The sequence below is a fragment of the Streptomyces fagopyri genome, from assembly GCF_009498275.1.
GTDB lineage: Bacteria > Actinomycetota > Actinomycetes > Streptomycetales > Streptomycetaceae > Streptomyces > Streptomyces fagopyri.
The window spans coordinates 5,614,192-5,637,806 of record NZ_CP045643.1; the positions used below are offsets into that span (position 1 = coordinate 5,614,192).

Sequence of the window (23,615 nt, forward strand, 5' to 3'; positions counted from 1 at the left end):
CGCGCCCGGCAGGGCCGGGCGGGCCGACCGGCCCGCCGGGGCCGGTCCGTGACGCGCTGATCGGCCGAAGGGCCGGGCACCCCGGGTGCCCGGCCCTTCGCGTTGTCCGGCCCGTTGCGTTGTTCAGCCGTCGTCGGCTGCGCGGGGCATGCGGGGTCCGCCCAGTTCCACCGCCGTGCACCGCCAGCGGAGGTCGGGTCCCTGCTCCAGGCGGAAGGCCATGGCGCGGATGCGGTCGCCCGCGCCGATGCGGGCGAAGGCCTCGATCGCGCCGGGCCGGGGGACGTAGTAGCCGATGTCGCGGACGACCGGCCTGGTGCCCCGGGTGCGCAGCCGGCCGCGTTCGGCGAGCCAGGCGAGCTCGTCGTAGGCGCGGCCCGCGGTGTGGCGCAGCATGCAGTGGACGGGGCGCTGACCGCTCAGCACGGCGAGAAGGAGGTCGGCGAAGAGGTCGGTGGGCCGGGGCTGCGGAGCGGGGCCCTGCCGGGTTCCGCCGGAGCGGGGGACCGCGAGCGGGGTCGCGGGCGGGACGGACGGCGGCGGGCTGCCCGCGGGGGCCGTGCGGGGAGCGTCGCCGCCCGGGGCGCGGGGAGGTGTGGTGCCCGGGCGGCGCGAGTCCTGGCGGCCGGGCGGGCGGGTGCCCGGGCGGCGCTGCGTCCTGGTCATCACCTTGTTCATGCGTGGTCCCCGCTCGCTGCGGCCCGGTCGGTACCGGGCGGTAACTTCGTGTTGGGGATCTTGTACGAGGCGGGGGCGGGGGCTTGCAAGGATGTCCGGCCCGCGTGGCGGGCGCCGTGGGATTCACTTATCAGGGTGACCCGTGGGTGCGGGAGCCTTGGGGTGACAGGGGTGTACCGGGTGAATCCCGGGCCTGGAGTGGACGCCGTGGGCGATGGGGTCCGGGACCCGAAAGAGGACGCCCACACGTATCCTGAAGGCCCTCCCGGGAGGCGCGGGACAGCCCTTGCGGGGGTCCCCGACCACCAGGAGCCCCGACTACGAAAGCAGCGGAACCATGCGCGTCTACGTCCCTCTGACCCTCTCCGGTCTCGCCGAGGCGCACAAGGCGGGGGAACTGGGACCGGGACCGATCGTGGCGTACGCCGTCACGCCCGCCCTGCGCGAGTGGTACCTCTCCGACGACATCGAGGAGCTCGAGTACGCGGCGCTGAACCGGGCCGCGCTCGCCTCGCTCCGGATGCTCGCGGGGGAGCGGGACACCGCGCGGCGCCGGGTGGTCGTCGCGGTCGACGTCCCCGACCGCGCGGCGGTCGCCGATCCCGACCGGGGGCTCGATCCGGTGGCGCTCGGCGAGGTGCGGGTGTCCGGGGCGGTGCCGCTTGCCAAGGCCGCCGCGGTGCATGTCGACGCCGACGACGCCGAGGAGGACGTATCGGCCGCCGTGCGGGCGCTCGGGGCCGCCGATCACGGGGACGACGACGCGCAGTTCGTCGTGGACGGGGCCGAGGACCACGAGCTGTTGTGGTTCGCGACGCAGGAGATCCCGAACCTGGTGGGGCTCGGCGACTGAGGCGCCGCCCCTCCCGTCTCCGGCGCCCCTCCCGAGGCCGCCCCGAGTCCGGACACGCCTCGCTTGCCCGTCCCGTCCCGTCCGGTGCGGTGCGGTGCGGTACGGCGATGTCGGTGGGGCCGGGTACGTTCTTGGTATGGGGAAGCACGGAGCAGCAGCGCACATCGTGTGGGACTGGAACGGGACCCTGTTCCACGACAACGCCGCGATCATCGGCGCGACGAACGCGGCGTTCGCCGAACTGGGGTTGGAACCGATCACGCTGGAGCGGTACCGGGCGTTGTACTGCGTCCCGGTGCCCAAGTTCTACGAGCGGCTGATGGGGCGGCTGCCGACGGACGCCGAGTGGGAGGTCATGGACGAGACCTTCCACCGGTACTACGCGCAGCACCGCACGGCCTGCGAGCTGACCGAGGGAGCGGTGACGCTGCTCGCCGGATGGCGGTCGGCGGGACACAGCCAGTCTCTGTTGAGTATGTACGTCCACGACGAGCTGGTGCCGCTGGTCAGAGGATTCGGGATCGAGCCGCACTTCGTACGGGTGGAGGGGCGGACGGGGCCGTCCGGGGGCAGCAAGGCCGAGCACATGGTGCGGCACATCGGCGCGCTCGCCGGGGTGGATCCACGGCGCACGGTCGTGATCGGGGACGCCGCCGACGACGCGGTCGCCGCCCTGCACGTGGGGGCACGGGCGGTGCTCTACACCGGCGGGTCGCACGGCCGCACCAGCCTCGAAGTGGTGGGCGTGCCCGTGGTGGACAGCCTGGCAGAGGCGGTCGAGGAGGCCGAGCGACTGGCCCGGCTGCCGGCCTGACCCCACCGTATGCGGTTGCGGCCCCGCCGGCCCGGTACGGCGCCCCGGACCTCCTCGTCACAGCGGGACGAGGAGGCGCCCCGTCCCGCCGGCGTCGCGGCGTTCCCGCCGTCACCTCACCGCCGTCAGCTCACCGGTGCCTTCGCCCGCAGCACCGTGAGGAACTCACGCATCCAGCCCGAGTGGTCCGGCCAGGCGCGCGCCGAGACGAGCGTGCCGTCCACCACCGTCTCCGCGTCCGTGAAGGTCGCGCCGGCCGTCTGCATGTCCGGCTCCAGCGCCGGGTACGCCGTGACGCGGCGCCCGCGCAGGGCGTCGACCGATGCCGTCAGGAGCGGCCCGTGGCAGATCTGGGCCACGGGCTTGTCGGCCTCGAAGAAGGACCTGAGGATCTTGCGGAGTTCGGGGTCGCCCCGCAGATACTCGGGGGCGCGGCCGCCCGGGATCACCAGGGCGGCGTACTGGCCGGGATCGACCTCGCTGAAGGCGAGGTCGGCGGGCCAGGTGTAGCCGGGCTTCTCGGTGTACGTGTCGAAGCCGGGTTCGAAGTCGTGGATCACGAATCGGAGCTTCTTGCGGCTCGGGGCCGCGATGTGGACCTCGTAGCCCTCCTCGCGCAGGCGCTGGTAGGGATACAGGACCTCCAGTGACTCCGCCGCGTCACCGGTGACGATCAGGATCTTCGCTGCCATGTCGCTCCGCTCTGTCAGCCGTGGGTGCGTCCTCGTCAGCCGTCCTGGGCAACGTGCTCCCGCGGGAGGGACTTGCCAAGGGGGCGCGCGGCAACCCGGCCGGAGCGGCCGTTCGCGGGCACCGCGGGCGGTGTGCCGGCCGCGGACCGGTCGCGCGGTTTCCCTCCGCCCGCAGGGGCCGCGCAGGCCGCGTCCACCCTCACGAGGGCTCGCGCGAGCAGCCCCCATGGCCCGCACTGCACGGTACCGCCCCTTTCGTCCCTGTGCAGAGTGTCAAAGTTCCACCCCCGGTTTTGTACACATACGGCTCATGACGAGTCCGGGGTGAGGAGCGATAGCCTGGGTGACGTGATCAGCGCGATATCTCGCGGGGGCGCCGTCGCCCCTGCCCCGCGCCCGGAGACCACGGACGACATCCGTGACCGGGCGTCAGTCGCTGACCTTCGTGGGCGGGACGGAGCGGCAAGCGCACTCCGTATGCCGATGACACCCCGTGGACGGACGTCGCCGAGAGCAGCGTCACAGTCTCCGGGGGTGCCGAACATGGCCGATATCCCCCCGCTCATCTCTCCATGCGGCATAGCGTCGGACCAGACCGGACACCCCGCGTCACGGCGTCACGTCGGAGAAGAGACCGTACTTCCTTCTACGTCACGCAATGGCGCGCGACAGGAGCCAGAGGACAATGCAGACCAAGCTGGACGAAGCAAAGGCCGAGCTGCTCGAACGGGCCGCCCGGGTAGCTGAGAACAGTCCGGTCGGGGGGCACCTACCGACCGAGAAGACGGGCGCGGGCACCCCGGACCGGGAGACCGTGCTCGCGTTCCTCCAGCGCTACTACCTGCACACCGCCCCGGAGGACATGACCGACCGCGACCCGGTCGACGTCTTCGGAGCCGCCTTCTCGCACTACCGACTGGCCGAGAACCGCCCCCAGGGCACGGCCAGCGTCCGCGTGCACACGCCCACCGTCGAGGAGAACGGCTGGACCTCCAGCCACTCCGTCGTCGAGGTCGTGACCGACGACATGCCCTTCCTCGTCGACTCGGTCACCAACGAGCTGTCCCGGCAGGGGCGCGGCATCCACCTCGTCATCCACCCGCAGTTCGCCGTACGGCGTGACCTGACCGGTGAGCTCATCGAGGTGCTGCCCGGCCGGCCCGTCGCCGACGAGCTGTCGCACGACGCGTACGTCGAGTCCTGGATCCACGTCGAGATCGACCGCGAGACCGACCGGGCCGACCTGAAGCAGATCACCGCCGATCTGCTGCGTGTCCTGTCCGATGTCCGTGAGGCCGTCGAGGACTGGGAGAAGATGCGCGACGCCTCGCTGCGCATCGCCGAGGAGCTGCCGGCCGAGCCGACCGCCGGAGACCTGCGCGACCGGGAGGTCGAGGAGGCCCGTGAGCTGCTGCGCTGGCTCTCGGACGACCACTTCACCTTCCTCGGGTACCGCGAGTACGAGCTGCGCGACGACGACGTGCTGGCGGCCGTGCCCGGGACCGGCCTCGGCATCCTGCGCTCCGACCCGCAGCACGGCGGCGACGACAGCCACCCCGTCAGCCCCTCCTTCGAGCGGCTGCCCGCCGACGCCCGCGCGAAGGCCCGCGAGCACAAGCTCCTGGTGCTCACCAAGGCCAACAGCCGTGCCACCGTGCACCGGCCGTCCTACCTCGACTACATCGGTGTGAAGAAGTTCGACGCCGAGGGCAACGTCGTCGGCGAGCGGCGCTTCCTCGGCCTGTTCTCCTCGGCCGCCTACACCGAGTCCGTACGGCGCGTTCCCGTGGTCCGCCGCAAGGTCGAGGAGGTCCTCAGGGGCGCGGGCTTCTCGCCCAACAGCCACGACGGCCGCGACCTGCTGCAGATCCTGGAGACGTACCCCCGCGACGAGCTCTTCCAGACGCCCCCCGACGAGCTGCGCTCCATCGTCACCTCCGTGCTCTACCTCCAGGAGCGGCGGCGGCTGCGGCTCTACCTGCGCCAGGACGAGTACGGGCGCTACTACTCGGCGCTCGTCTACCTGCCGCGCGACCGGTACACCACCGGCGTACGCCTTCGGATCATCGACATCCTGAAGGAGGAACTCGGCGGCAGCAGCGTCGACTTCACGGCCTGGAACACCGAGTCGATCCTCTCCCGGCTGCACTTCGTGGTCCGGGTCCCGCAGGGCACCGAGCTGGCACAGCTCAGCGACGCGGACAGGGACAGGCTCGAGGTGCGGCTCGTCGAGGCCGCCCGTTCCTGGGCCGACGGCTTCACCGAGGCGCTGAACGCCGAGTGCGGCGAGGAGCGCGCGGCCGAACTGCTGCGCCGCTACGGCGGTGCGTTCCCCGAGGGCTACAAGGCCGACCACACGCCGCGGGCCGCCGTCGCCGACCTGGTCCACCTGGAGAAGCTCACCGGCGACGACACCAAGGACTTCGCGCTCAGCCTGTACGAGCCGGTGGGCGCCGGTCCCGGCGAGCGCCGCTTCAAGATCTACCGCACCGGCGAGCAGGTCTCGCTCTCCGCGGTCCTGCCGGCCCTCAACCGCCTCGGCGTCGAGGTCACCGACGAGCGCCCCTACGAGCTGCGCTGCTCGGACCGTACGACGGCGTGGATCTACGACTTCGGACTGCGTCTGCCCAAGTTCCTCAACGGCAACGGCGACTACCTCGGCGACGACGGCCGCGAGCGCTTCCAGGAGGCCTTCGCCGCCACCTGGATCGGCGAGGCCGAGAACGACGGGTTCAACGCGCTCGTGCTGAGCGCCGGGCTGACCTGGCGGCAGGCGACGGTGCTGCGCGCGTACGCCAAGTACCTGCGTCAGGCCGGTTCCACCTTCAGCCAGGACTACATGGAGGACACCCTCCGCAACAACGTCCACACCACCCGGCTGCTCGTCTCGCTCTTCGAGGCGCGGATGTCGCCGGAGCGCCAGCACGCCGGCGTCGAGCTGACGGACGCCCTGCTGGAGGAGCTGGACGCCGCCCTGGACCAGGTCGCCTCGCTCGACGAGGACCGGATCCTGCGTTCCTTCCTCACGGTCATCAAGGCGACGCTGCGCACCAACTTCTTCCAGAAGGCGGTGGGCGAGCGGCCGCACGAGTACGTCTCCATGAAGTTCGACCCGCAGGCCATCCCGGACCTGCCGGCGCCGCGCCCCGCGTACGAGATCTGGGTGTACTCGCCGAAGGTGGAGGGTGTGCACCTGCGGTTCGGCAAGGTCGCGCGCGGCGGCCTGCGCTGGTCCGACCGCAAGGAGGACTTCCGGACGGAGATCCTCGGTCTCGTCAAGGCGCAGATGGTGAAGAACACCGTCATCGTGCCGGTCGGCGCCAAGGGCGGGTTCGTCGCCAAGCAGCTGCCCGACCCGTCCGTGGACCGCGACGCGTGGCTCGCGGAGGGCATCCGCAGCTACCGCACCTTCATCTCCGCGCTGCTCGACATCACCGACAACATGGTCGCCGGTGAGATCGTGCCGCCGGCGGACGTCGTCCGGCACGACGGGGACGACACCTACCTGGTGGTCGCCGCCGACAAGGGCACCGCCACCTTCTCGGACATCGCCAACGAGGTCGCCGAGAGCTACGACTTCTGGCTCGGGGACGCCTTCGCCTCCGGCGGCTCGGCGGGCTACGACCACAAGAAGATGGGCATCACCGCCCGCGGCGCCTGGGAGTCCGTCGAACGGCACTTCCGGGAGCTGGGGGTGAACACCCAGACCGAGGACTTCACCGTCGTCGGTGTCGGCGACATGTCCGGTGACGTGTTCGGCAACGGCATGCTGCTCAGCGAGCACATCAGGCTGGTCGCCGCCTTCGACCACCGGCACATCTTCCTCGACCCGACCCCGGTCGCGGAGAGCTCGTACGCCGAGCGCCGCCGCCTCTTCGAGCTGCCCCGCTCCTCGTGGGCCGACTACGACACCGAGCTGATCTCCGCCGGCGGCGGGGTGTTCCCGCGGACCGCCAAGGCGATCCCGGTCAACGCCCATGTCCGCGAGGCCCTCGGCATCGAGCCCGGGGTCGCGAAGATGACCCCGGCCGACCTGATGAAGGCGATCCTCAAGGCGCCGGTCGACCTGCTGTGGAACGGCGGCATCGGTACCTACGTCAAGGCGTCGGCCGAGTCGCACGCGGACGTCGGCGACAAGGCCAACGACGCGATCCGGGTCGACGGCGCCGACCTGCGCGTCAAGGTCGTCGGTGAGGGCGGCAACCTGGGCCTGACGCAGCTCGGCCGGATCGAGTTCGCGCAGCACGGCGGCAGGATGAACACGGACGCCATCGACAACAGCGCGGGCGTGGACACCTCCGACCACGAGGTGAACATCAAGATCCTGCTCAACGCCGTGGTGGCCAACGGGGATCTGACCGTCAAGCAGCGCAACAAGCTGCTCGCCCAGATGACCGACGAGGTCGGCCGTCTGGTGCTGCGCAACAACTACGCCCAGAACGTGGCGATCTCCAACGCGCTCGCGCAGTCCGGGAGCATGCTCCACGCCCAGCAGCGCTTCCTGCGCCACCTGGTGCGGGAGGGCCACCTCGACCGGGCCCTGGAGTTCCTGCCCACCGACCGGCAGATCCGCGAGCGGCTCAACTCCGGTCAGGGCCTGACCGGTCCGGAGACCGCGGTCCTCCTCGCGTACACGAAGATCACCGTCTCCGACGAACTGCTCGCCACCTCGCTGCCCGACGACCCGCATCTGCAGAGCCTGCTGTTCGCGTACTTCCCGACGGCGCTGCGGGAGAAGTTCCGCGAGCAGATCGAGGGACACGCGCTGAGCCGCGAGATCGTCACGACCGTTCTGGTCAACGACACGGTCAACACGGGCGGTACGAGCTTCCTGCACCGGCTGCGCGAGGAGACCGGCGCCTCCCTCGAGGAGATCGTCCGGGCGCAGACCGCGGCCCGCGCGATCTTCGAGTCGAGCACGGTGTGGGACGCGGTGGAGGCGCTCGACAACACCGTCGCCGCCGATGTCCAGACGCGGATCCGGCTGCACTCCCGCCGGCTCGTCGAGCGCGGTACGCGCTGGCTGCTCAACAACCGGCCGCAGCCGCTCCAGCTCGCCGAGAACATCTCGTTCTTCCGCGAGGGGGTCGCGCAGGTCTGGGGCGAGCTGCCCAAGCTGCTGCGCGGCGCGGACCTGGAGTGGTACCAGCAGATCTTCGACGAGCTGTCGGGCGCGGGCGTGCCGGAGGAGCTGGCCACCCGGGTGGCCGGGTTCTCCTCGGCCTTCCCGACGCTGGACATCGTCGCGGTGGCCGACCGCATGGGCAGGAACCCGATGGACGTCGCCGAGGTCTACTACGACCTCGCCGACCGCCTGAGCATCACCCAGCTCATGGACCGCATCATCGAGCTTCCGCGTGCCGACCGCTGGCAGTCCATGGCCCGCGCCTCGATCCGCGAGGACCTGTACGCGGCCCACGCCTCGCTCACCGCCGACGTCCTCGCCGTCGGCAACGGCACCTCGACCCCCGAACAGCGCTTCAAGGCCTGGGAGGAGAAGAACGCGGCGATCCTGGGCCGTGCCCGGACCACTCTGGAGGAGATCCAGGGCTCCGACTCGTTCGACCTCGCCAACCTGTCGGTGGCGATGCGCACGATGCGGACCCTGCTGCGGACGCACTCGTAGGCGGCAGGTTCCAGACGTTCCAGGGCGCCCCCGGCCGACAAGGCCGGGGGCGCCCCGTCTTTCTTGCCGGTCTCTCATGGACCTCACGGAAAAACCGGACCTGAATTTTACCTATTGCCGATAAAAGAGACAATTGTGACCGTGAATCTCTCCGGGGGGTGGGCCCGTACAGGGCGCCGGGCCCCCGCGCCCGCCCAGCCCTCGCCCGCGCCCCCTCCCGGGCCCTTCGCCCGGACCCGTCGGATCGCCCTCGAAGCGGTCAGGTTCGCAGCCGTCGGCGGCAGCGGTGTCGCGGTCAACTTCCTGGTCTTCAATCTGCTTCTGCACGGCCTGAAGTGGGCCCCGATGGCCGCCACGGTCACCGCCAGCTGTGTCGCCATGGGCACCAACTACCTGGGCTTCCGCTTCTTCGCCTACCGCGACCGGGCCGCGCGCACCCGGCGGCAGATCCTCCTGTTCTTCGTCTTCAGCGGCATCGGCGTCGTCATGGAGAGCGCGCTGTTCTACGTCGGCTACCACGGCCTGGGAATGAGCGGTCCGCTCGGCTCCAACCTGGCCAAGGCGCTGTCGATCGTGCTGGCCTCGGCCTTCCGGTTCCTGGTCTACCGGACCTGGGTGTTCGAGCGGACGGAACGCGGCCTCCAGGAGGCGGCCGCCGACCGGCGGTCGCCCGGGTGACCCACGGATGGAGCAGATCACCTGGGTACTTTCATAGGAAATGTCTACCCTTGACAGGGTGAAAGTGGATCAGCGCTGCGCGCCCGACGCATCCGGGACCGGGCCCGCCGGAACCGGAGCCGTACCCGCCGTGTCCGTGGTCGTGATCGTCTACAACGACGAGAACAGGCTTCCCACGGCCGTACGCTCCGTCCTCGACCAGACGCTGCGGAGCGTCGAGGTCGTCATCGTCGACGACCGGAGCACCGATGGCTCGTACCGGGCGGCGCAGCGGCTGGCCGCCGCGCACCCGGACCGGGTCCGCGCCTTCCGGCTGCCGGAGAACAGCGGCGGCTGCGGAGCCCCGCGCAACCACGGCATCCGGCAGGCCCGCGGTGACTACGTCCTCTTCCTCGACAGCGACGACGTCCTGGAGCGCAACGCCTGCCGCAACATGCTGGAGGCCGCCGAGACCACGGGCGCCGACCTGGTCTCCGGGCTGTGCGTACGGGTGCACGTCGACTCGCGCACGCGCAAGGAGGTCAAGTGGTACCCGTGGCTGTACGAGCGCACCCGCACCCTGGAGTCCGTCTCCGAGCTTCCCGACCTGCTGGTCTTCGACACCCTGTCGACCAACAAGTGCTACCGCAGACAGTTCCTGCTCGACGAGGGCCTGGAGTTCCCGGTCGGCATCCACTACGAGGACCTGCTGTTCTCCGCCCGGGCGTACGTGGCCGCACGCCGGATCACCCTCATCCCCAACCGGGTCTACGACTGGCGGATCGTGGACCGGCCGGACGTGGCGGCGGCGAGGTCCATCAGCAACCGGCGTGACGAGATCGCCAACTTCGCGCACCGCATGGAGATCCACCGCCGGGTGGACCGGCTGCTCGCGCGGCACGGCCTGCTGGAGCTGAAGTTCGCCAAGGACGTCAAGTGGCTCAAGCACGATCTGGTCCTGCACCTGCGTGAACTGCCGTTCCGGGACGAGGCCTACCGGCGGGAGTTCGCCGAGATCGCCCGCGCGTACCTGGAGTCGATCGACCGCGCCGCCTTCGACGAGGCCGAGCCGATCCAGGCGATCTGCGCCTACCTCCTCCACGAGAGCGACTGGGACAACCTGCTGCCCGCCGTGGACACGCTCACCAACCGCGACAAGATCTCCTCGCCGCTCGTCGAGCGCGCCGGACGCGTGTACTGGTGCGCCCGGCACATCGAGGACGACCCCTTCGGCCGGCACGTCCTGGACGTCACCGACCTGGGCCACCACACCAAGCCGGTCGGGAAGATGTTCCTGCGCAACGCGCTGACCCGGTACGAGGAGCACGCCGGTACCGTGCGGCTGGCCGGCCGCATCACCAACCCGCTCGGCGTGATCCCGCCCGGCGCCCGGCTCTTCGCCCAGCTGGAGTTCTACGCCCGCCGCAAGGGCGTGCGCTTCCAGACCTTCCGCTTCCCCGTGGCCGAGGTGCGGCACGAGGGCGAGACCATCGCCTGGGAGGCATCGGCCCCCCTGGCCAAGGGGCTGCGGCCCATCGGCGTGGTGGACGCCGTGTGGGACGTACGCCTCCATCTCGACGTCGACGGCGCCCGGACCACGACCCGGCTCACCGCCACCGGGTCCGGACCGCCGGCCGGCGGGCTGGCGGTGCGGCCCCGTCTCACCCGGCTGGTCGCCGACCGGATGGAACCGGAGGTCTCCGCGCGCGGCCACCTCTCCTTCCGGCTGGTCCCGGACAAGAAGGCCCACGAGCTGGTGCGGCGCGGGATGCAGGGCAAGGCCGCACGGCGCGTCAAGTCCGGCTACCGCAAGGCCAGGGCGCGGCGCAGGGACCTCACCTCGGGACGCTCCAAACTCCGCGTCTACCACGAGGTGTTCAGCCGCCTCCCGCACAGGAGGGGCCTCGTCGTCTTCGAGAGCCACCTGGGCCGGCAGTACAGCGACAGCCCCAAGGCCATCTACGAGGAGATGCGCAGGCAGGGGCTGAAGTTCGAGGCCGTATGGGCGTACGCGGGCAGTCCCGACGGCTTCCCCGCCGACGCCACACTGGTGCGCCGCTGGTCGCTCCCGTACCTCAGGGCGCTCGCCCAGGCCGAGTTCTGGGTCGACAACCAGAGCTACCCGCTGAAACTCACCAAACGGCCCGGGACCACGTACCTGCAGACCTGGCACGGATCCGCGCTCAAGCGCATGGGCTTCGACGAGCCGGGGTGGAAGGTCAGGTCCCGTGCGGCGCAGGCCGCACAGCAGCGCACCCTCGACCGCTTCGACCGGTTCCTGATCCGCTCCGAACACGATGTGCGCACCCTGGCAAGGGCGTTCAGGCTCCAGGAGCGGACCCTGTTGCGGGTGGGCTATCCGCGCAACGACGCGCTGGTACGGGCCAGGGAGCGCGCGGAGACCTTCAGCGGGCGACGCGAACGGGCGGTGCTGGCCGCTGAGCTGGGGATTTCCGCGGACAAGGAGGTGCTGCTCTACGCGCCCACCTTCCGGCAACGCGGCGGCAAGCGGAAGCGGTTCGAGCTGCCCTTCGACGCGGAGCGCTTCGCCGACACCTTCGGCGACCGGTACGTCCTGCTCGTCCGCTCGCACTACCTCAACCACGTCGTGCTCCCGCCGTCCGTGCGCGGCAGCGTCATCGACGTCACGGCCCACCACGACGTGACCCCGCTGCTGGCCCTCGCCGACGGCCTGATCACCGACTACTCGTCCGTGATGTTCGACTACTCCCTGCTGGACCGCCCCATGTTCTTCTTCGCGTACGACTACGAGGAGTACGTGCACGAGGACCGCGGTACCTACTTCGACCTGCTGGAACGGGCCCCCGGACCGGTCGTCCGCACCGAGGACGAGCTCTACGCCGTCCTCGGGTCGCTGGCGGACCAGAGGGTGAAGTACGCGGCCCCGCGCGAGCGGTTCGTGGCCGACTTCAGCGAGTTCGACCGGGGGAACGCGGCGCAGAGCGTCGTCGACCAGTTCTTCGCCCACTGGAGGCGCACATGACCGCGGACCCGCGGCGTGACATCTTCTTCGTCTCCAACAGCGTCGACGAGCTGGGCGGCGTGACCAGTTGGTCCCATCAGATGGCCCGCCTGTTCACCGGGCGCGGCCACCGTGTGCACGTCATCGGCGTCACCGATCCCGAGGTCGTCCAGGAGCTCGGCGAACTCCCGTACCCCACCTCCACGTTGTACGACGTGCACCCACCGCGTGTCGGCCCGGCGCGCGGCATCAGGGGACGGCTCGACCTGGCCGAGCGCCGACGGCGTGCCGAACGGGCCGCGGGAATGCGCGAGCAGGCCGCCAAGCTGAGCGTGCTGTTCCGCGCCGCGCGTCCCGGGGCCGTGGTGATCGTCACGCAGGTGTGGGCGATGGAGTGGGTGAAACTGGCCGACACCTCCGGTGCGACCGTCATCGGCATGAGCCACGAGTCCTTCGCCTACTCGCGGGTGACCTCGCGCTTCGGGCGGGTGCGGCGGCACTACCGGGACGTGGACCGGATGCTGACGCTCACCCGTGAGGACGCCGACCTGTGGATCCGGCAGGGCCTCGACAACGCGTCCTTCATGCCGAACCCGATCCCGTTCATGCCCGAGGTGCCCTCGCCCCGGACGGCGAAGGTCGTCGTCAGCGTCGGCCGGCTGACCGACCAGAAGGGCATCGACATGCTCCTCGACACCTGGGCCGAGGTCGCGCCGCGCCACCCCGACTGGCGGTTGCGGATCTACGGCTCGGGGGAGGACGAGGAGATCCTCAGGAAGCAGTGCACGTCCCTCGGTCTCGACGGCTCGGTGGAGTGGATGGGGGCGACCGCGGACGTGCCGGGCGCGCTGCGGGGCGGCTCCGTCTTCGTGCTGTCCTCACGCGGCGAGGGCTTTCCGCTCGCCGTCATGGAGGCCATGGCGGCGGCCCTCCCGTGCGCCGCCTTCGACTGCGCCCCCGGCGTCCACGAGATCGTCCGTGACGGCGAGGACGGTCTCCTGGCCGCCCGCGGCAACACCGGGGAACTCGCCCGCCGTCTCGACACGCTGATGTCCGACAAGGGGCTGCGCGATCGTATGGGCGAGGCGGCCCGCGTCAACATCCAGCGCTACTCGACGGACGAGATCGTGCGCAGGTGGGAGCAGCTGTTCGTGTTCCTGGAGCGCTGAGTCCGGGGCCGGGAGGCAAGAGGGGCCGCCGGGGACCGCGGGCCCGAGGGACGCCGGCCGCCGCGGATTCCGGGGCCCCGGACGACCGCGGGAGCCGTACGACACCGGCCGCGCGCCACCCGCGGCCGGTGTCGTACGGCTCCCCGCCGAACCGATCCGTCTACTTCCCCGTGAACTTCTCGTACTCCTTGAGGACCTCTTCGGTCGGCCCGTCCATGCGCAGCTCGCCGCGCTCCAGCCACAGCACACGGTCGCAGGTGTCGCGGATCGACTTGTTGTTGTGGCTGACCAGGAAGACGCTGCCCGCGCTCTTGCGCAGCTCGCGGATCCGCTGCTCGGAGCGCTTCTGGAAGGAGCGGTCGCCGGTGGCCAGCGCCTCGTCGATCATCAGCACGTCGTGGTCCTTGGCCGCCGCGATCGAGAACCGCAGCCGCGCCGCCATGCCGGAGGAGTACGTCCGCATCGGCAGCGTGATGAAGTCGCCCTTCTCGTTGATGCCCGAGAAGTCGACGATCTCCTGGTAGCGCTCCTTGATCTGCTCACGGGACATGCCCATCGCGAGCCCGCCGAGGTAGACGTTCCGCTCGCCCGTCAGGTCGCTCATCAGGGCCGCGTTCACGCCGAGCAGAGAGGGCTGGCCGTCGGTGTAGATCTTGCCGTTCTCGACCGGGAGGAGACCGGCGACCGCCTTGAGCAGGGTGGACTTGCCGGAGCCGTTGGTGCCGATCAGGCCGATCGCCTCACCGCGGTAGGCGGTGAAGGAGACGTTCTTGACGGCGTGCACCTTGCGCACGCCCGCGGCCTTCTCGGACTGCTTGCGGCGCAGCATGCGGTTGAGCGCGGCGGTGGCCGAACCGCGCCCCGCGCCGGTGCCGTTGACCCGGTAGACGATGTCGACACCGTCGGCGATGACGGTGGGGATGAGAGTCTCGGCGGGGACCGCGTCCTGCGGCAGCCCGGATTCCTTCGTCAGGGTGTCAGCCACGTCCGTACGTCTCCTCGGCCTTCCAGAAGTAGATGAAGCCGCCGACCCCGGCGACCACGGCCCAGCCGATCGCCACCGCCCACACGTGCGGCGGCAGTTGGTGGGCGTGGAAGCTGTCGATCAGCGCGTAGCGCATCAGGTCGATGTAGACGGCGGCCGGGTTGCTCTCCAGCGCGACCATCACCCAGCGGGGCAGATCGTCCTTGCCGAGCACCTTGTCGAGGCTCCACATGACGCCGGAGACGTACATCCAGGTACGCAGAATGAACGGCATCAGCTGCGCGATGTCCGGGGTCTTGGCGCCCATCCGCGCCATCACCATCGCGACGCCCGCGTTGAAGGTGAACTGCAGCACCAGGACGGGGACGGCGAGCAGCCACGACAGGCTCACCGGGACGCCGAAGCAGAGCAGGATGACGACCAGCGCGACCATCGAGAACAGCAGCTGCTGGAGCTGCTGGAGGGCGAAGGAGACCGGCAGCGCGGCCCGCGGGAAGTGCAGGGCGCGCACCAGGCCGAGGTTCCCGGAGATGGCCCGGGTCCCCGCCATGATCGAGCTCTGGGTGAAGGTCCAGATGAAGACGCCGGTGACCAGGAACGGGATGTAGTCCGGCACACCCTTCTTGGAGCCGAGCAGCACACCGAAGATGAAGTAGTACACCGCCGCGTTCAGGAGCGGGTTCATCACCTGCCAGACCTGGCCGAGCTTCGCCTGGCTGTACTGGGCGGTGAGCTTGGCGGTGGCGAAGGCGGTGATGAAGTGGCGCCGCGCCCACAGCTGCTGGACGTACTCGCGCAGGGTCGGACGCGCGCCGCTGACGCTGAGGCCGTACCGGGCGGCGAGCGCCGCGGGATCGTCGGCCGGGGGGACCGGCGTCGGGGGCGGTGTGTGGAGGACCTGGCTCACATCCGCTGCTTTCGCTCAGGGGGTGGGATGCGCGGTCCCGTCCTTGACGTGTTCCCCACCTTGTCTTTGCCAGTGGCTTACGTCGGGACGGGACCGTATCGTCGCAACGGGAGCGTAGAGCTTCGGAGCGTCGGAACGCAACCGTTTCGTCGCTACGGCCTATGCTGGTCGGTATGACGACGAACGCCGACACCACGAGTGCCGCCGCGGGTGCGGAGAGTGCTGCCGGGAAGGCTCCGCGTCGTAGAGCCCCCGCGGGTGCCGCCGTGCTGCGGGAGGACGTGACCGAGGCGATCCGGGCCGCCGTCTTCGAGGAGCTCGCGGCCGTCGGTTTCGCCAGGATGTCCATCGAGGGCATCGCGCGTCGCGCGGGCGTCGGCAAGACGGCGGTGTACCGGCGCTGGCGCTCGAAACTGCACCTGGTCCTCGACCTGCTCTCCGCCATAGCGGTGCAGGGGCTGCCCGCTCCCGACACGGGCTCCCTGGAAGGTGACCTGCGCCTGCTGTACGAGGTCACCTCGCGGGCGCTGCGGCACCCCGTCGCCGGCCAGATCATCCCGGACCTCCAGGCGGAGGCGGCGCGCAACCCCGACATCGCCGAGGCCCTGCAGAAGGCGCTGCGGGAGGGTCAGCAGGGAGTGGCGAGCGGGATCGTGGCGGCGGCGGCCGCGCGGGGCGAGCTGGACGAGGGGATCGACCTGGACCTCGCGCTCGATCTCATGTCGGGGCCGCTGTACTGGCGCTCGGTCGTGGTCCGCGGCGCCAAGCTGCCGAAGGGGTACCTGGCGAGCCTGGCCCGGTCGACGGCGGCGGCGCTGCGGGCGCTGTAGCGGACCCCGACCGCGACCGCGATACGCGACCGCGACGCGGTACGTGTCCGCGCGGCGCAGGTTGTCCGCGCGGCGCCGGTGCGCGTGCTCCCCGGCGTGGTGTCACTCCGTCAGCCGCCGTGCGAGAGCGCCCAGTTCCGGGGCCCGCAGCACCCGTCCGCCGAACCCCGGCAGCGGCACGTGCAGCGGCTCGGTCCACCGTGCGGGGATGCTGTCGGCCCCGTACACGGCCCCCGCGAGGCCGCCCGTGACCGCGGCGACGGTGTCCGTGTCACCGCCGAGGTCGACGGCGGCGCGTACGGCACCCTCGTAGGAGTCCGTGGTCCGCAGCGCCCAGACGGCGGAGCCGAGGCAGGGCCACACGGCGCCGTTGAACTCGGTCGCCCGGTCGGGATGCCAGTCACCGGCGAGGACGGTGGCGTAGCGGGCCCGGTGGTCCGGGTGCACGGCCCGCAGGGCGGTGGGCAGGGCGGCGAGCGGATCGCCGCCGTCCAGCGCGACCCGGACCAGCTCGTGGAGGACCGCGGTGCCTTCCCAGGCCGCGCGGTCGCCGTGGGTGAGCGCGGCGATGCGCCGGGCCGCCTCCATGGTGGCGGCCCTCCCCTGCCGCGCGAAGTGCACGGCGGAGGTGGAGGCCCGCATCAACGCCCCGTTCCCCGCCGCCCGTTGGCTGATCCGGAAGTGCAGCCCGGCGGCCAGGTCCCAGGGGTCGCCGCTGCTCAGCACGGCCTCGGTCTGCAGCCCGATGTCCTTGGGCTCCGCGGCCGCCCACCGCTGGAACCTCCCGAAGACGTCCGGGAGTTCGAGGCCGCCCCGGTCCAGCAGCGACTCCCCGACCAGCACGGCCATCTGGGTGTCGTCGGTCGCCTCGCCCGGCTCCCACCCTCCGCCGCCGCACATCTCCCCGCCGTGCCCGGGTTCGGGGAAGCGTGCCGAGAACGCGCCCTCGGGGCCGAACTCGAAGGGCGCGCCGAGCGCGTCGCCCACGGCGGAGCCGAGGACGCTCCCGAGGGCGCGGAGTTCACGGGGTCCGGTCATCGGGGCAGCGTAAGGGCTGTCCCGATGGGTGGGTCAGTGCGGTGCCGGGTGGTCCGGCGCGCAGCCCCGGAGGGTGTGGGCGATGACGTCGTCGAGGTTGGCGTCCAGGGTGTCGGCGTCCAGGGTGCCGCTGACGGCGAGACTCGCGAAACCGTGGAGGGTGCTGAACATCGGGACGGCGATGGCCTCCAGCGGGGCCTCGCGGACCTCGCCCGTACGGCGGCCCTCCGCGATGAGTTCGGCGGCGAGCACGGCCATGCCCTGGGAGGCCTGGACGAGGGCCTCGGACGCCGCGGGGTCGTGCTTGATGGAGAACATCAGGTCGAGGAGCTCCGCGTTGGCGGTGGCGAAGCCGACGTAGCTGCGGGCCAGCGCGCCGAGCCGGTCGGCGAAGGAGTCGCCCGCCGTCTCCTGCGACGCGGCCAGGGTCGCGCCCAGGCGTTCGAAGCCGGTCAGGGCCAGCGCGTCCAGCAGAGCCTGCTTGTCCTTGAAGTGGCGGCTCGGCGCGGCGTGGCTGACGCCCAGGTCGCGGGCGAGCTCGCGCAGGGAGAGCGCGGCCGGCCCCTTCTCCCTGAGGGTCTCCTCGGCGCGGGCCAGCAGTGCGGCGCGCAGGTCTCCGTGGTGGTAGGGGCGAGGGCGGGTCTGCATGGGCGGCAGTCTAACCGGTATGTGACCGGCGACTACATTGTTGGCGTCGCCATCATTGTTGTCGTTGACATCATTGTTGTCGACGCCTACATTCGAGGACATGGCTACCAAGGACTCGGCTGTCGAGCAGAGCAAGAAGAAGTGGGGCGCGGGCGACATCGGTGACCAGACCGGCCGCACCGCCGTCGTCACCGGCGCCAACAGCGGGCTCGGCATCGCCACGGTCGACGCCCTCGCGCGGGCCGGCGCCCATGTCGTCCTCGCCGTGCGGGACCCGGGGCGTGGCGAGGCCGCCGCCCGTACCGTCCACGGCAGTGTCGAGGTGCGCCGGCTGGACCTGGCCGACCTCGCCTCCGTCCGTGAGTTCGCCGCGTCGTGGCGGGGCGACCTCGATCTGCTGATCAACAACGCGGGCGTCATGAACATCCCCGAGGCCACCACCAAGGACGGTTTCGAGATGCAGTTCGGGACGAACCACCTGGGGCACTTCGCCCTGACCAACCTGCTGCTGCCGCACGTCACCGACCGTGTGGTCACCGTGTCCTCGGGGGCCCACCGGATGCCCGGCAGCACGCACATGCACTTCGGCAACCTGAACCTGACGGGCGAGTACACGCCCATCACCGCCTACGGCCAGTCCAAGCTGGCCAACCTGCTGTTCACCCTGGAGCTCCAGAGCCGGCTCGCGGCGGCGGGATCGTCCGTACGCGCGCTCGCCGCGCACCCCGGCTGGGCCGCCACCGGGCTCCAGGGTCACGACGCCAGCGTGGTGCGCCGCGCCCTGATGGCGGTGGGCAACCGGTTCATCGCCCAGGACAACCGGGCCGGCGCGCTGCCCACGCTGTACGCGGCCACGGAGGACCTGCCCGGCGCCGGCTACGTCGGACCCGACGGGTTCGGCGAGATGCGCGGCGCGCCCACCCTCGTCGGCCGTTCGGCCGCGGCCAGCGACCCGGTCTCGGCCGTCCGTCTGTGGCGGGCCTCGGAGGAGCTGACCGGCGTCACCTTCCCCCGGCTGGGCGAGGCCGCACGGGCGGTCGCGGCGGCGGGCTGAGGAGGCGCCGCCCCTTCCCTTCGGGGGCGGGGGGAGGCGGCGGCGGCGGGGTCAGGCGCGTGCCGCCTGCGGGTGCAGCCGCAGCCATCCCGCCCAGGCCGAAGTGATCATGTCCTGGACGTCGTACCGTGCCTTCCAGCCCAGTTCCTCGCGGATGCGGTCGGCCGAGGCGACGACCCGGGCCGGGTCACCCGCGCGGCGCGGCGCGGTCACCGGAGGGCGGTCGTGACCGGTGGCCGCGTTGATCAGGTCGATCATCCCGCGGACCGAGACACCCTCGCCGCGCCCGATGTTGAGGGTCAGGTCCCGGCCGGGCGAGGCGTCCAGCGCGCGGGCCGCGGCCACATGGGCCTCCGCGAGGTCGACCACGTGGATGTAGTCACGGACGCACGTCCCGTCCGGTGTCGGGTAGTCGTCCCCGAAGACGCGGGGCGGCTCGCCTCGCGTGAGCTTCTCGAAGACCATGGGCACGAGGTTGAAGACGCCCACGTCGGCGAGTTCGGGGGTGGCCGCGCCCGCCACGTTGAAGTAGCGCAGGGAGGCGGTGGACAGACCCGTCGCCCGGCCCGTCGCGCGGACCAGCCACTCGCCGGCCAGCTTCGTCTCGCCGTACGGGCTCATCGGCACGCACGGGGTCTCCTCCGTGACCTGATCGCCGGCCGCGCCGGACGGCATCCCGTACACCGCGGCCGAGGACGAGAACACGAAGGAGCGGACGGACGCCGCCGTCACGGCCTCCAGCAGGACCCGCAGCCCCTCGACGTTCTCCCGGTAGTAGTGCAGCGGCAGGTCCACGGACTCGCCGACCTGCTTCTTCCCCGCCAGATGGACCACGCCGGTGACGGCGTGCTCCGTGAGCGTGCGGGCCAGCAGCCCCGCGTCCAGGGTCGAGCCGGTCACCAGCGGTACGCCCTCCGGCACGCGCTCCGCGACGCCCGTGGACAGATCGTCGTAGACCACCGTCCGTTCGCCCGCGTCCCGCATCGCGCGCACGACGTGCGCTCCGATGTAACCGGCACCGCCGGTGATCAGCCAGGTCATGGACGGTCGTCCTCTCGTCGGTGGACCGGCGATGCCGCCGGTGCCGGTGCCGGTGCCGCTGGTGCCGGTGCCGCTGGTGGCACAGGTGTCCCCGGTCCCGCAGGTCCGTGCCGCCGCCGGGAGCGGCCGGGGGTGTGCCCGTGCCGCCGGGTCCTGGACCGGCGGCCGGTCGTGGACCGGTGACATGGTCGCCCCTCAGTGAAGCAGGCGGTCGAGGCGACGGCGCACCACCTCGGTCATTCCTCGCCGACCGGGCGCCAGCCGCAGGGCCAGCGCGCCCGCGTGGGTGCGGTACGGCTGCACCAGCAGCACACCGTGCCGGGTGTCCGGGACCGCGCGGCGGCGCAGCAGACCCGGGCCGCCGACCGCGTGCGCGCTGACGTCCCGGTGCGTGCCGTCACGGAAGTGGAGCCGCAGCCGCAGGTCCCAGGTGCCGTGGCCCAGCGCCGACAGGTCCACCGGCGTCTCGGCCGACCAGCTGACCCGGTCCGGGGCCGGCGTGAGGGCGATGCGCAGGCTCGGGCCCGTCCGCCCCTCCTCCCGGTGCGCGAACATGACGTCCGCCGCGGCCGGGCCGGCCTGCGCGATCCGCCCGTACAGGTCGTGCAGACGCAGTCGCAGCAGGGCCGCACGCGCGCGCGGCCGCAGTTCGGCGTCGACGGCGGCCGGCAGCACGCGCGCCGGCCGCAGCAGCAGGTGGTCCAGCGTCACCTGCGGGAGGTCGTGCGACCAGACGGGTGTGCCGTCGGCGGCGCGCGCGTACGGCGGGCGCAGCCGGGCGGGGCGGGCGGCGAGCTCCTTGAGCCGGGGGAGGTCGCGGGGGCCGGGAGCGGCCAGGACCACCCGGGCGATCAGGCGGCCGGGTGCGGTCGGGTCGACGGTGAGGTCGGCCGCGTCGAACGACGCCAGATGGGCGCGCGTGAGGTCCCACCAGGCACGCCGGTACGCGGGGGTGCGCAGCTCCAGCTCGCGGGTGTACATGCGCAGTTCGTGGTCGAGGAACCGGGCGTGCGAGGCGCGTGCGAGGCGCTTCTCACCGGCGTCGAGAAGGATCGCGTGGGCGGTGCGGCCGGCCTCGGTCCTGGCCCGCCAGTTGTCGATGTCGGCGCGGTCGAGCGAGATCGACAGCCGCTCGGCGGTGCGCCGTACGTGCCAGACGTACACGGTGTCGGGGATCAGCGCGACGCGCGGCCCGGCGGCCAGCACGCGCGCGGTGAACACGAAGTCCTCGTAGGGGTGGCGGCCTTCGGGGAAGCGGACGTGGTGCTCACGCAGGAAGTCGGCGCGGTACAGCTTGTTGACGCAGAGGGTGTCGTGGACCAGACGCGGGCGCCGGGAAGGGTGGGGGAGCAGGGCCGGTTCGGCGTAGAGCGCGCGCTGCCACGGGGTCTCGCGGCCGGAGGGCAGTTCACGGCGCACGCACAGGCCGGCGGTGACCTCGGCGCGCCGCTCCACCGCCGCGCGGAGCAGCGCGTCGACCGCGCCCGGCGGCAGCACGTCGTCGCTGTCCAGGAACATCAGGTACGGGGCGGTCGTCGCGTCGATGCCGTCGTTGCGGGGGCTGCCGCAGCCGCCGCTGTTCTCCCGGCGGCGGACCACCCGCAGGCGCGGCTCGGTGGCGGCGAGGCGGTCGAGCAGATCGGTGCTCCCGTCGGTGGACCGGTCGTCGACCGCGATCACCTCCCGGACGGCCGGGCCCTGTGCGAGTGCCGAGCGCACCGCGTCCGTCACGTGGGCGGCGTCGTTGTACCCGATGACGACGACAGAGACCTGCGCGTGCTGAGGCTTCATGGGTTCACTGGCCGAAATCGTCGGTGATGGCTGCATTTTTCCGTTGAGGGGTGTTCAGTGTCCGGTCGGGGAGGCGGCGGGGGCCGGTCGTGGGTCGCGGGCGGGCGCGGCGGGTCGCCGCGGTTCCGCAGCGGGGAGGCCGGAGCGCCACAGCCGGGTGAAGGACAGCGTGGCGGCCGTCGCCAGCAGACCGTTGCGTACGAGCATCAGCAGGCAGCCGGTCCAGGTGCTCCGGGTGACCTCCTCGTACAGGCCGGGGTAGACCACGGAGCTGACCGCGGTCGCCGCCACGATCAGCGCGGCCACCGGACGCTGGGTGGTGTGACGCGAGGTCAGGCAGACGGCGGACAGGCCGAGCAGCCACACCATGTACTGGGGGCTGATCACCCGGCTGGTCACCGTGAACAGCAGTACGGCGGCGAGCGCCGCGTCGTAGGGGGTGGCGAGCGTCCAGCGCCGCGCGCGCACCCGCCACAGCAGCAGGAGCCCGAAGCAGACGAGCGTGAGCGCGAGCGAGGCCGCCGCGACCGTGGGGACGTGCGGGCCGACGAACTCCATCGCGCCGTACTGGTAGCGCACGCTGCCCCGCCAGCCCGCGTGGCGCGCGAAGCCGAGGACCGTACCGCCGAGGGACTCGATCTGCACGCCCCGGCCGCCCTGCTGGCGCAGGAAGTCGAAGGGGCCGCTGAAGGCCGCCGTCAGGACCGCGAGCAGGGCGGCCGCCGCGAGAGCCGCCGACGTCCAGGCCTCCCGGGTGGTACGGCCGCGCGGGGTGCCCAGCAGGGCCAGCGCGGGCCAGACCTTCACCAGGGCGCCGCACGCGGCGAGCGCGCCGCACGCGCGCCGGGAGCGCGTCAGGGCCAGCAGGGAGGTCACCGCGAAGGCCGTGACCTGCACGTCGTAACGGGCGAGCGGCACGTGCAGCAGCAGCGGCAGGCCCAGCGTCCACAGCGTGGCGCCCCGCAGACTGCGGCCCGGCCGGGAGCCCGCGCGCACGAGTGCCACCGCGATCACCGCGTCCGCGAGGAGCGTGAGGGTGACGAAGGCACGCGCGTACGTCAGGCCCGGCAGCAGCGCGGGGGAGAGCAGGACCGCGCCCGCGCCCGGTGGGTACTGCCACAGCCGGTCGCCCACCGGACAGGCGCCGTGCGACAGGACGCCGTACCAGCGGAAGTACAGATGGCTGACCTCGCGGGAGACCCCGCCGCCCCCCAGTACGGCGGCGTCGTCGTGCGTGAGCAGCCACAGCATGAGGGCGCGGGTCACGGCCCAGGCCGCGGCGAGGGAGAGCAGGCGGTGTCGGGGGCTCAGGTAAACGCTCATCAATGCCGGATCGTAAGCTTCCTGAATGCCTCAGGAGCGGCGATACGCCGTCAAGACCCTTCAAAGGTTGGCTAATAGTACTAAATCGGTCTCATGGTGAGGGTGTTGATGAAGCGGTCCGGAGCCGGCCGTCCGGTCGTCGTCGCGGAGGTCGTGGCGGTCCTGCTGCCCGTGCTCGTCATGCTCGCGCTCGGGCTCTGGGGGCTCGACCGCGGCGGCATGTGGCGCGACGAGGCGGCCACCTTCCAGGTCGCGCGGCGCTCGGTCCCGCAGATCTGGCATCTGCTGCACCACGTGGACGCGGTGCACGGCCTGTACTACCTCTTCATGCACGCCGTCCTCGCCTCCGACCCGGGTGAGGTCGCACTGCGGCTCCCGTCGGTCTGCGGCGCCGCGGCCGCCGCGGGCTTGGTCGCCGCCCTCGGCGTCCGCCTGTGCCGCCCGCGGGTCGGCCTGTGGGCGGGGCTGCTGTACGCCGTCACGCCCATGGCCGGGCACTTCGCACAGGAGGGCCGGTCGTACGCGC

18 protein-coding genes are annotated in these 23,615 nt (G+C 71.8%); 9 read left to right on the top strand and 9 right to left on the bottom strand.

Going from position 1 to position 23,615, the window contains the following annotated elements:
- Positions 1-123: 123 nt before the first annotated feature.
- Entirely contained in the window at positions 124-678 is a 555-nt protein-coding gene (locus tag GFH48_RS24200) for an Rv3235 family protein (protein WP_153290258.1), read from the bottom strand.
- A 337-nt stretch (positions 679-1,015) separates the two neighbouring features.
- Here GFH48_RS24200 and GFH48_RS24205 point away from each other — a divergent pair, with 337 nt between their 5' ends.
- Both GFH48_RS24205 and GFH48_RS24210 read left to right on the top strand, forming a co-directional pair.
- Positions 1,016-1,531 carry a DUF6912 family protein gene (locus tag GFH48_RS24205; protein ID WP_153290259.1) on the top strand — a complete coding sequence of 172 codons (516 nt, stop codon included), beginning with the start codon at positions 1,016-1,018 and terminating at the stop codon, positions 1,529-1,531.
- 136 nt (positions 1,532-1,667) lie between these two features.
- Positions 1,668-2,345 (top strand): HAD family hydrolase, encoded by a 678-nt coding sequence (locus GFH48_RS24210; RefSeq protein ID WP_153290260.1) that lies wholly within the window; start codon positions 1,668-1,670, stop codon positions 2,343-2,345.
- Positions 2,346-2,470: 125 nt separating this feature from the next.
- Here the strand turns inward: GFH48_RS24210 and GFH48_RS24215 are convergent, their stop codons facing one another.
- Positions 2,471-3,037 (bottom strand): DJ-1/PfpI family protein, encoded by a 567-nt coding sequence (locus GFH48_RS24215; protein WP_153290261.1) that lies wholly within the window; start codon positions 3,035-3,037, stop codon positions 2,471-2,473.
- A gap of 685 nt (positions 3,038-3,722) precedes the next feature.
- Here GFH48_RS24215 and GFH48_RS24220 point away from each other — a divergent pair.
- The 4 genes from GFH48_RS24220 to GFH48_RS24235 all read left to right on the top strand — a co-directional run bounded on the left by GFH48_RS24220 (position 3,723) and on the right by GFH48_RS24235 (position 13,472).
- Positions 3,723-8,663, top strand: coding sequence for an NAD-glutamate dehydrogenase (locus GFH48_RS24220; RefSeq protein ID WP_153290262.1), 4,941 nt, complete (start codon positions 3,723-3,725; stop codon positions 8,661-8,663).
- A 141-nt stretch (positions 8,664-8,804) separates the two neighbouring features.
- Positions 8,805-9,341, top strand: coding sequence for a GtrA family protein (locus GFH48_RS24225; protein ID WP_153290263.1), 537 nt, complete (start codon positions 8,805-8,807; stop codon positions 9,339-9,341).
- Positions 9,342-9,405: 64 nt separating this feature from the next.
- Complete coding sequence (locus GFH48_RS24230; RefSeq protein ID WP_228121382.1) at positions 9,406-12,324, top strand: bifunctional glycosyltransferase/CDP-glycerol:glycerophosphate glycerophosphotransferase; 2,919 nt, start codon at positions 9,406-9,408, stop codon at positions 12,322-12,324.
- On the top strand, positions 12,321-13,472 hold the full coding sequence (locus GFH48_RS24235) for a glycosyltransferase (RefSeq protein WP_153290265.1): 1,152 nt from the start codon (positions 12,321-12,323) through the stop codon (positions 13,470-13,472). The genes GFH48_RS24230 and GFH48_RS24235 overlap by 4 nt, the downstream gene beginning before the upstream one ends.
- Positions 13,473-13,632: 160 nt before the next feature.
- Here the strand turns inward: GFH48_RS24235 and GFH48_RS24240 are convergent, their stop codons facing one another.
- Together GFH48_RS24240 and GFH48_RS24245 are read right to left on the bottom strand one after the other, a co-directional pair.
- A complete protein-coding gene (locus GFH48_RS24240) occupies positions 13,633-14,457 on the bottom strand; it encodes an ABC transporter ATP-binding protein (protein ID WP_403248585.1) in 825 nt (274 codons plus the stop codon).
- The gene (locus GFH48_RS24245; protein ID WP_153290266.1) at positions 14,450-15,364 is read right to left on the bottom strand and encodes an ABC transporter permease; all 915 of its coding nucleotides are present in this window, start codon (positions 15,362-15,364) and stop codon (positions 14,450-14,452) included. The genes GFH48_RS24240 and GFH48_RS24245 overlap by 8 nt, the downstream gene beginning before the upstream one ends.
- 161 nt (positions 15,365-15,525) lie before the next feature.
- On the opposite strand from GFH48_RS24245, the gene GFH48_RS24250 reads away from it, so the two are divergent.
- Complete coding sequence (locus GFH48_RS24250; RefSeq protein ID WP_153290267.1) at positions 15,526-16,194, top strand: TetR/AcrR family transcriptional regulator; 669 nt, start codon at positions 15,526-15,528, stop codon at positions 16,192-16,194.
- Positions 16,195-16,296: 102 nt separating this feature from the next.
- Here the strand turns inward: GFH48_RS24250 and GFH48_RS24255 are convergent, their stop codons facing one another.
- Entirely contained in the window at positions 16,297-17,232 is a 936-nt protein-coding gene (locus GFH48_RS24255; protein ID WP_153290268.1) for an ADP-ribosylglycohydrolase family protein, read from the bottom strand.
- A 33-nt stretch (positions 17,233-17,265) separates the two neighbouring features.
- Positions 17,266-17,880: a TetR/AcrR family transcriptional regulator gene (locus GFH48_RS24260; RefSeq protein WP_153290269.1), complete on the bottom strand. Its 615-nt coding sequence runs from the start codon at positions 17,878-17,880 to the stop codon at positions 17,266-17,268.
- 100 nt (positions 17,881-17,980) lie between these two features.
- On the opposite strand from GFH48_RS24260, the gene GFH48_RS24265 reads away from it, so the two are divergent.
- Positions 17,981-18,934 (top strand): oxidoreductase, encoded by a 954-nt coding sequence (locus GFH48_RS24265; protein WP_153290270.1) that lies wholly within the window; start codon positions 17,981-17,983, stop codon positions 18,932-18,934.
- Positions 18,935-18,985: 51 nt separating this feature from the next.
- Here GFH48_RS24265 and galE read toward each other — a convergent pair whose 3' ends face one another.
- Positions 18,986-19,975 carry a UDP-glucose 4-epimerase GalE gene (gene galE, locus GFH48_RS24270; protein ID WP_153290271.1) on the bottom strand — a complete coding sequence of 330 codons (990 nt, stop codon included), beginning with the start codon at positions 19,973-19,975 and terminating at the stop codon, positions 18,986-18,988.
- Between galE and GFH48_RS24275 the strand changes: the two genes are divergently transcribed.
- Positions 19,974-20,177 carry a hypothetical protein gene (locus tag GFH48_RS24275; RefSeq protein WP_153290272.1) on the top strand — a complete coding sequence of 68 codons (204 nt, stop codon included), beginning with the start codon at positions 19,974-19,976 and terminating at the stop codon, positions 20,175-20,177. The two genes, galE and GFH48_RS24275, sit on opposite strands and share 2 nt — an antisense overlap.
- On the opposite strand, the gene GFH48_RS24280 is transcribed toward GFH48_RS24275, so the two are convergent.
- Positions 20,171-21,766 (bottom strand): glycosyltransferase family 2 protein, encoded by a 1,596-nt coding sequence (locus GFH48_RS24280; protein WP_153290273.1) that lies wholly within the window; start codon positions 21,764-21,766, stop codon positions 20,171-20,173. The two genes, GFH48_RS24275 and GFH48_RS24280, sit on opposite strands and share 7 nt — an antisense overlap.
- A 54-nt stretch (positions 21,767-21,820) precedes the next feature.
- Positions 21,821-23,089, bottom strand: coding sequence for a glycosyltransferase 87 family protein (locus GFH48_RS24285; RefSeq protein WP_153290274.1), 1,269 nt, complete (start codon positions 23,087-23,089; stop codon positions 21,821-21,823).
- Positions 23,090-23,615: the final 526 nt, after the last annotated feature.

What these genes read in the sequence shown, in the direction of transcription:
- GFH48_RS24200 (WP_153290258.1), bottom strand. Translation starts at nt 678, where the DNA reads ATGAACAAGGTGATGACCAGGACGCAGCGCCGCCCGGGCACCCGCCCG.
- GFH48_RS24205 (WP_153290259.1), top strand. Translation starts at nt 1,016, where the DNA reads ATGCGCGTCTACGTCCCTCTGACCCTCTCCGGTCTCGCCGAGGCGCAC.
- GFH48_RS24210 (WP_153290260.1), top strand. Translation starts at nt 1,668, where the DNA reads ATGGGGAAGCACGGAGCAGCAGCGCACATCGTGTGGGACTGGAACGGG.
- GFH48_RS24215 (WP_153290261.1), bottom strand. Translation starts at nt 3,037, where the DNA reads ATGGCAGCGAAGATCCTGATCGTCACCGGTGACGCGGCGGAGTCACTG.
- GFH48_RS24220 (WP_153290262.1), top strand. Translation starts at nt 3,723, where the DNA reads ATGCAGACCAAGCTGGACGAAGCAAAGGCCGAGCTGCTCGAACGGGCC.
- GFH48_RS24235 (WP_153290265.1), top strand. Translation starts at nt 12,321, where the DNA reads ATGACCGCGGACCCGCGGCGTGACATCTTCTTCGTCTCCAACAGCGTC.
- GFH48_RS24250 (WP_153290267.1), top strand. Translation starts at nt 15,526, where the DNA reads ATGCTGGTCGGTATGACGACGAACGCCGACACCACGAGTGCCGCCGCG.
- GFH48_RS24255 (WP_153290268.1), bottom strand. Translation starts at nt 17,232, where the DNA reads ATGACCGGACCCCGTGAACTCCGCGCCCTCGGGAGCGTCCTCGGCTCC.
- GFH48_RS24260 (WP_153290269.1), bottom strand. Translation starts at nt 17,880, where the DNA reads ATGCAGACCCGCCCTCGCCCCTACCACCACGGAGACCTGCGCGCCGCA.
- GFH48_RS24265 (WP_153290270.1), top strand. Translation starts at nt 17,981, where the DNA reads ATGGCTACCAAGGACTCGGCTGTCGAGCAGAGCAAGAAGAAGTGGGGC.
- GFH48_RS24275 (WP_153290272.1), top strand. Translation starts at nt 19,974, where the DNA reads ATGGACGGTCGTCCTCTCGTCGGTGGACCGGCGATGCCGCCGGTGCCG.
- galE (WP_153290271.1), bottom strand. Translation starts at nt 19,975, where the DNA reads ATGACCTGGCTGATCACCGGCGGTGCCGGTTACATCGGAGCGCACGTC.
- GFH48_RS24280 (WP_153290273.1), bottom strand. Translation starts at nt 21,766, where the DNA reads ATGAAGCCTCAGCACGCGCAGGTCTCTGTCGTCGTCATCGGGTACAAC.
- GFH48_RS24285 (WP_153290274.1), bottom strand. Translation starts at nt 23,089, where the DNA reads ATGAGCGTTTACCTGAGCCCCCGACACCGCCTGCTCTCCCTCGCCGCG.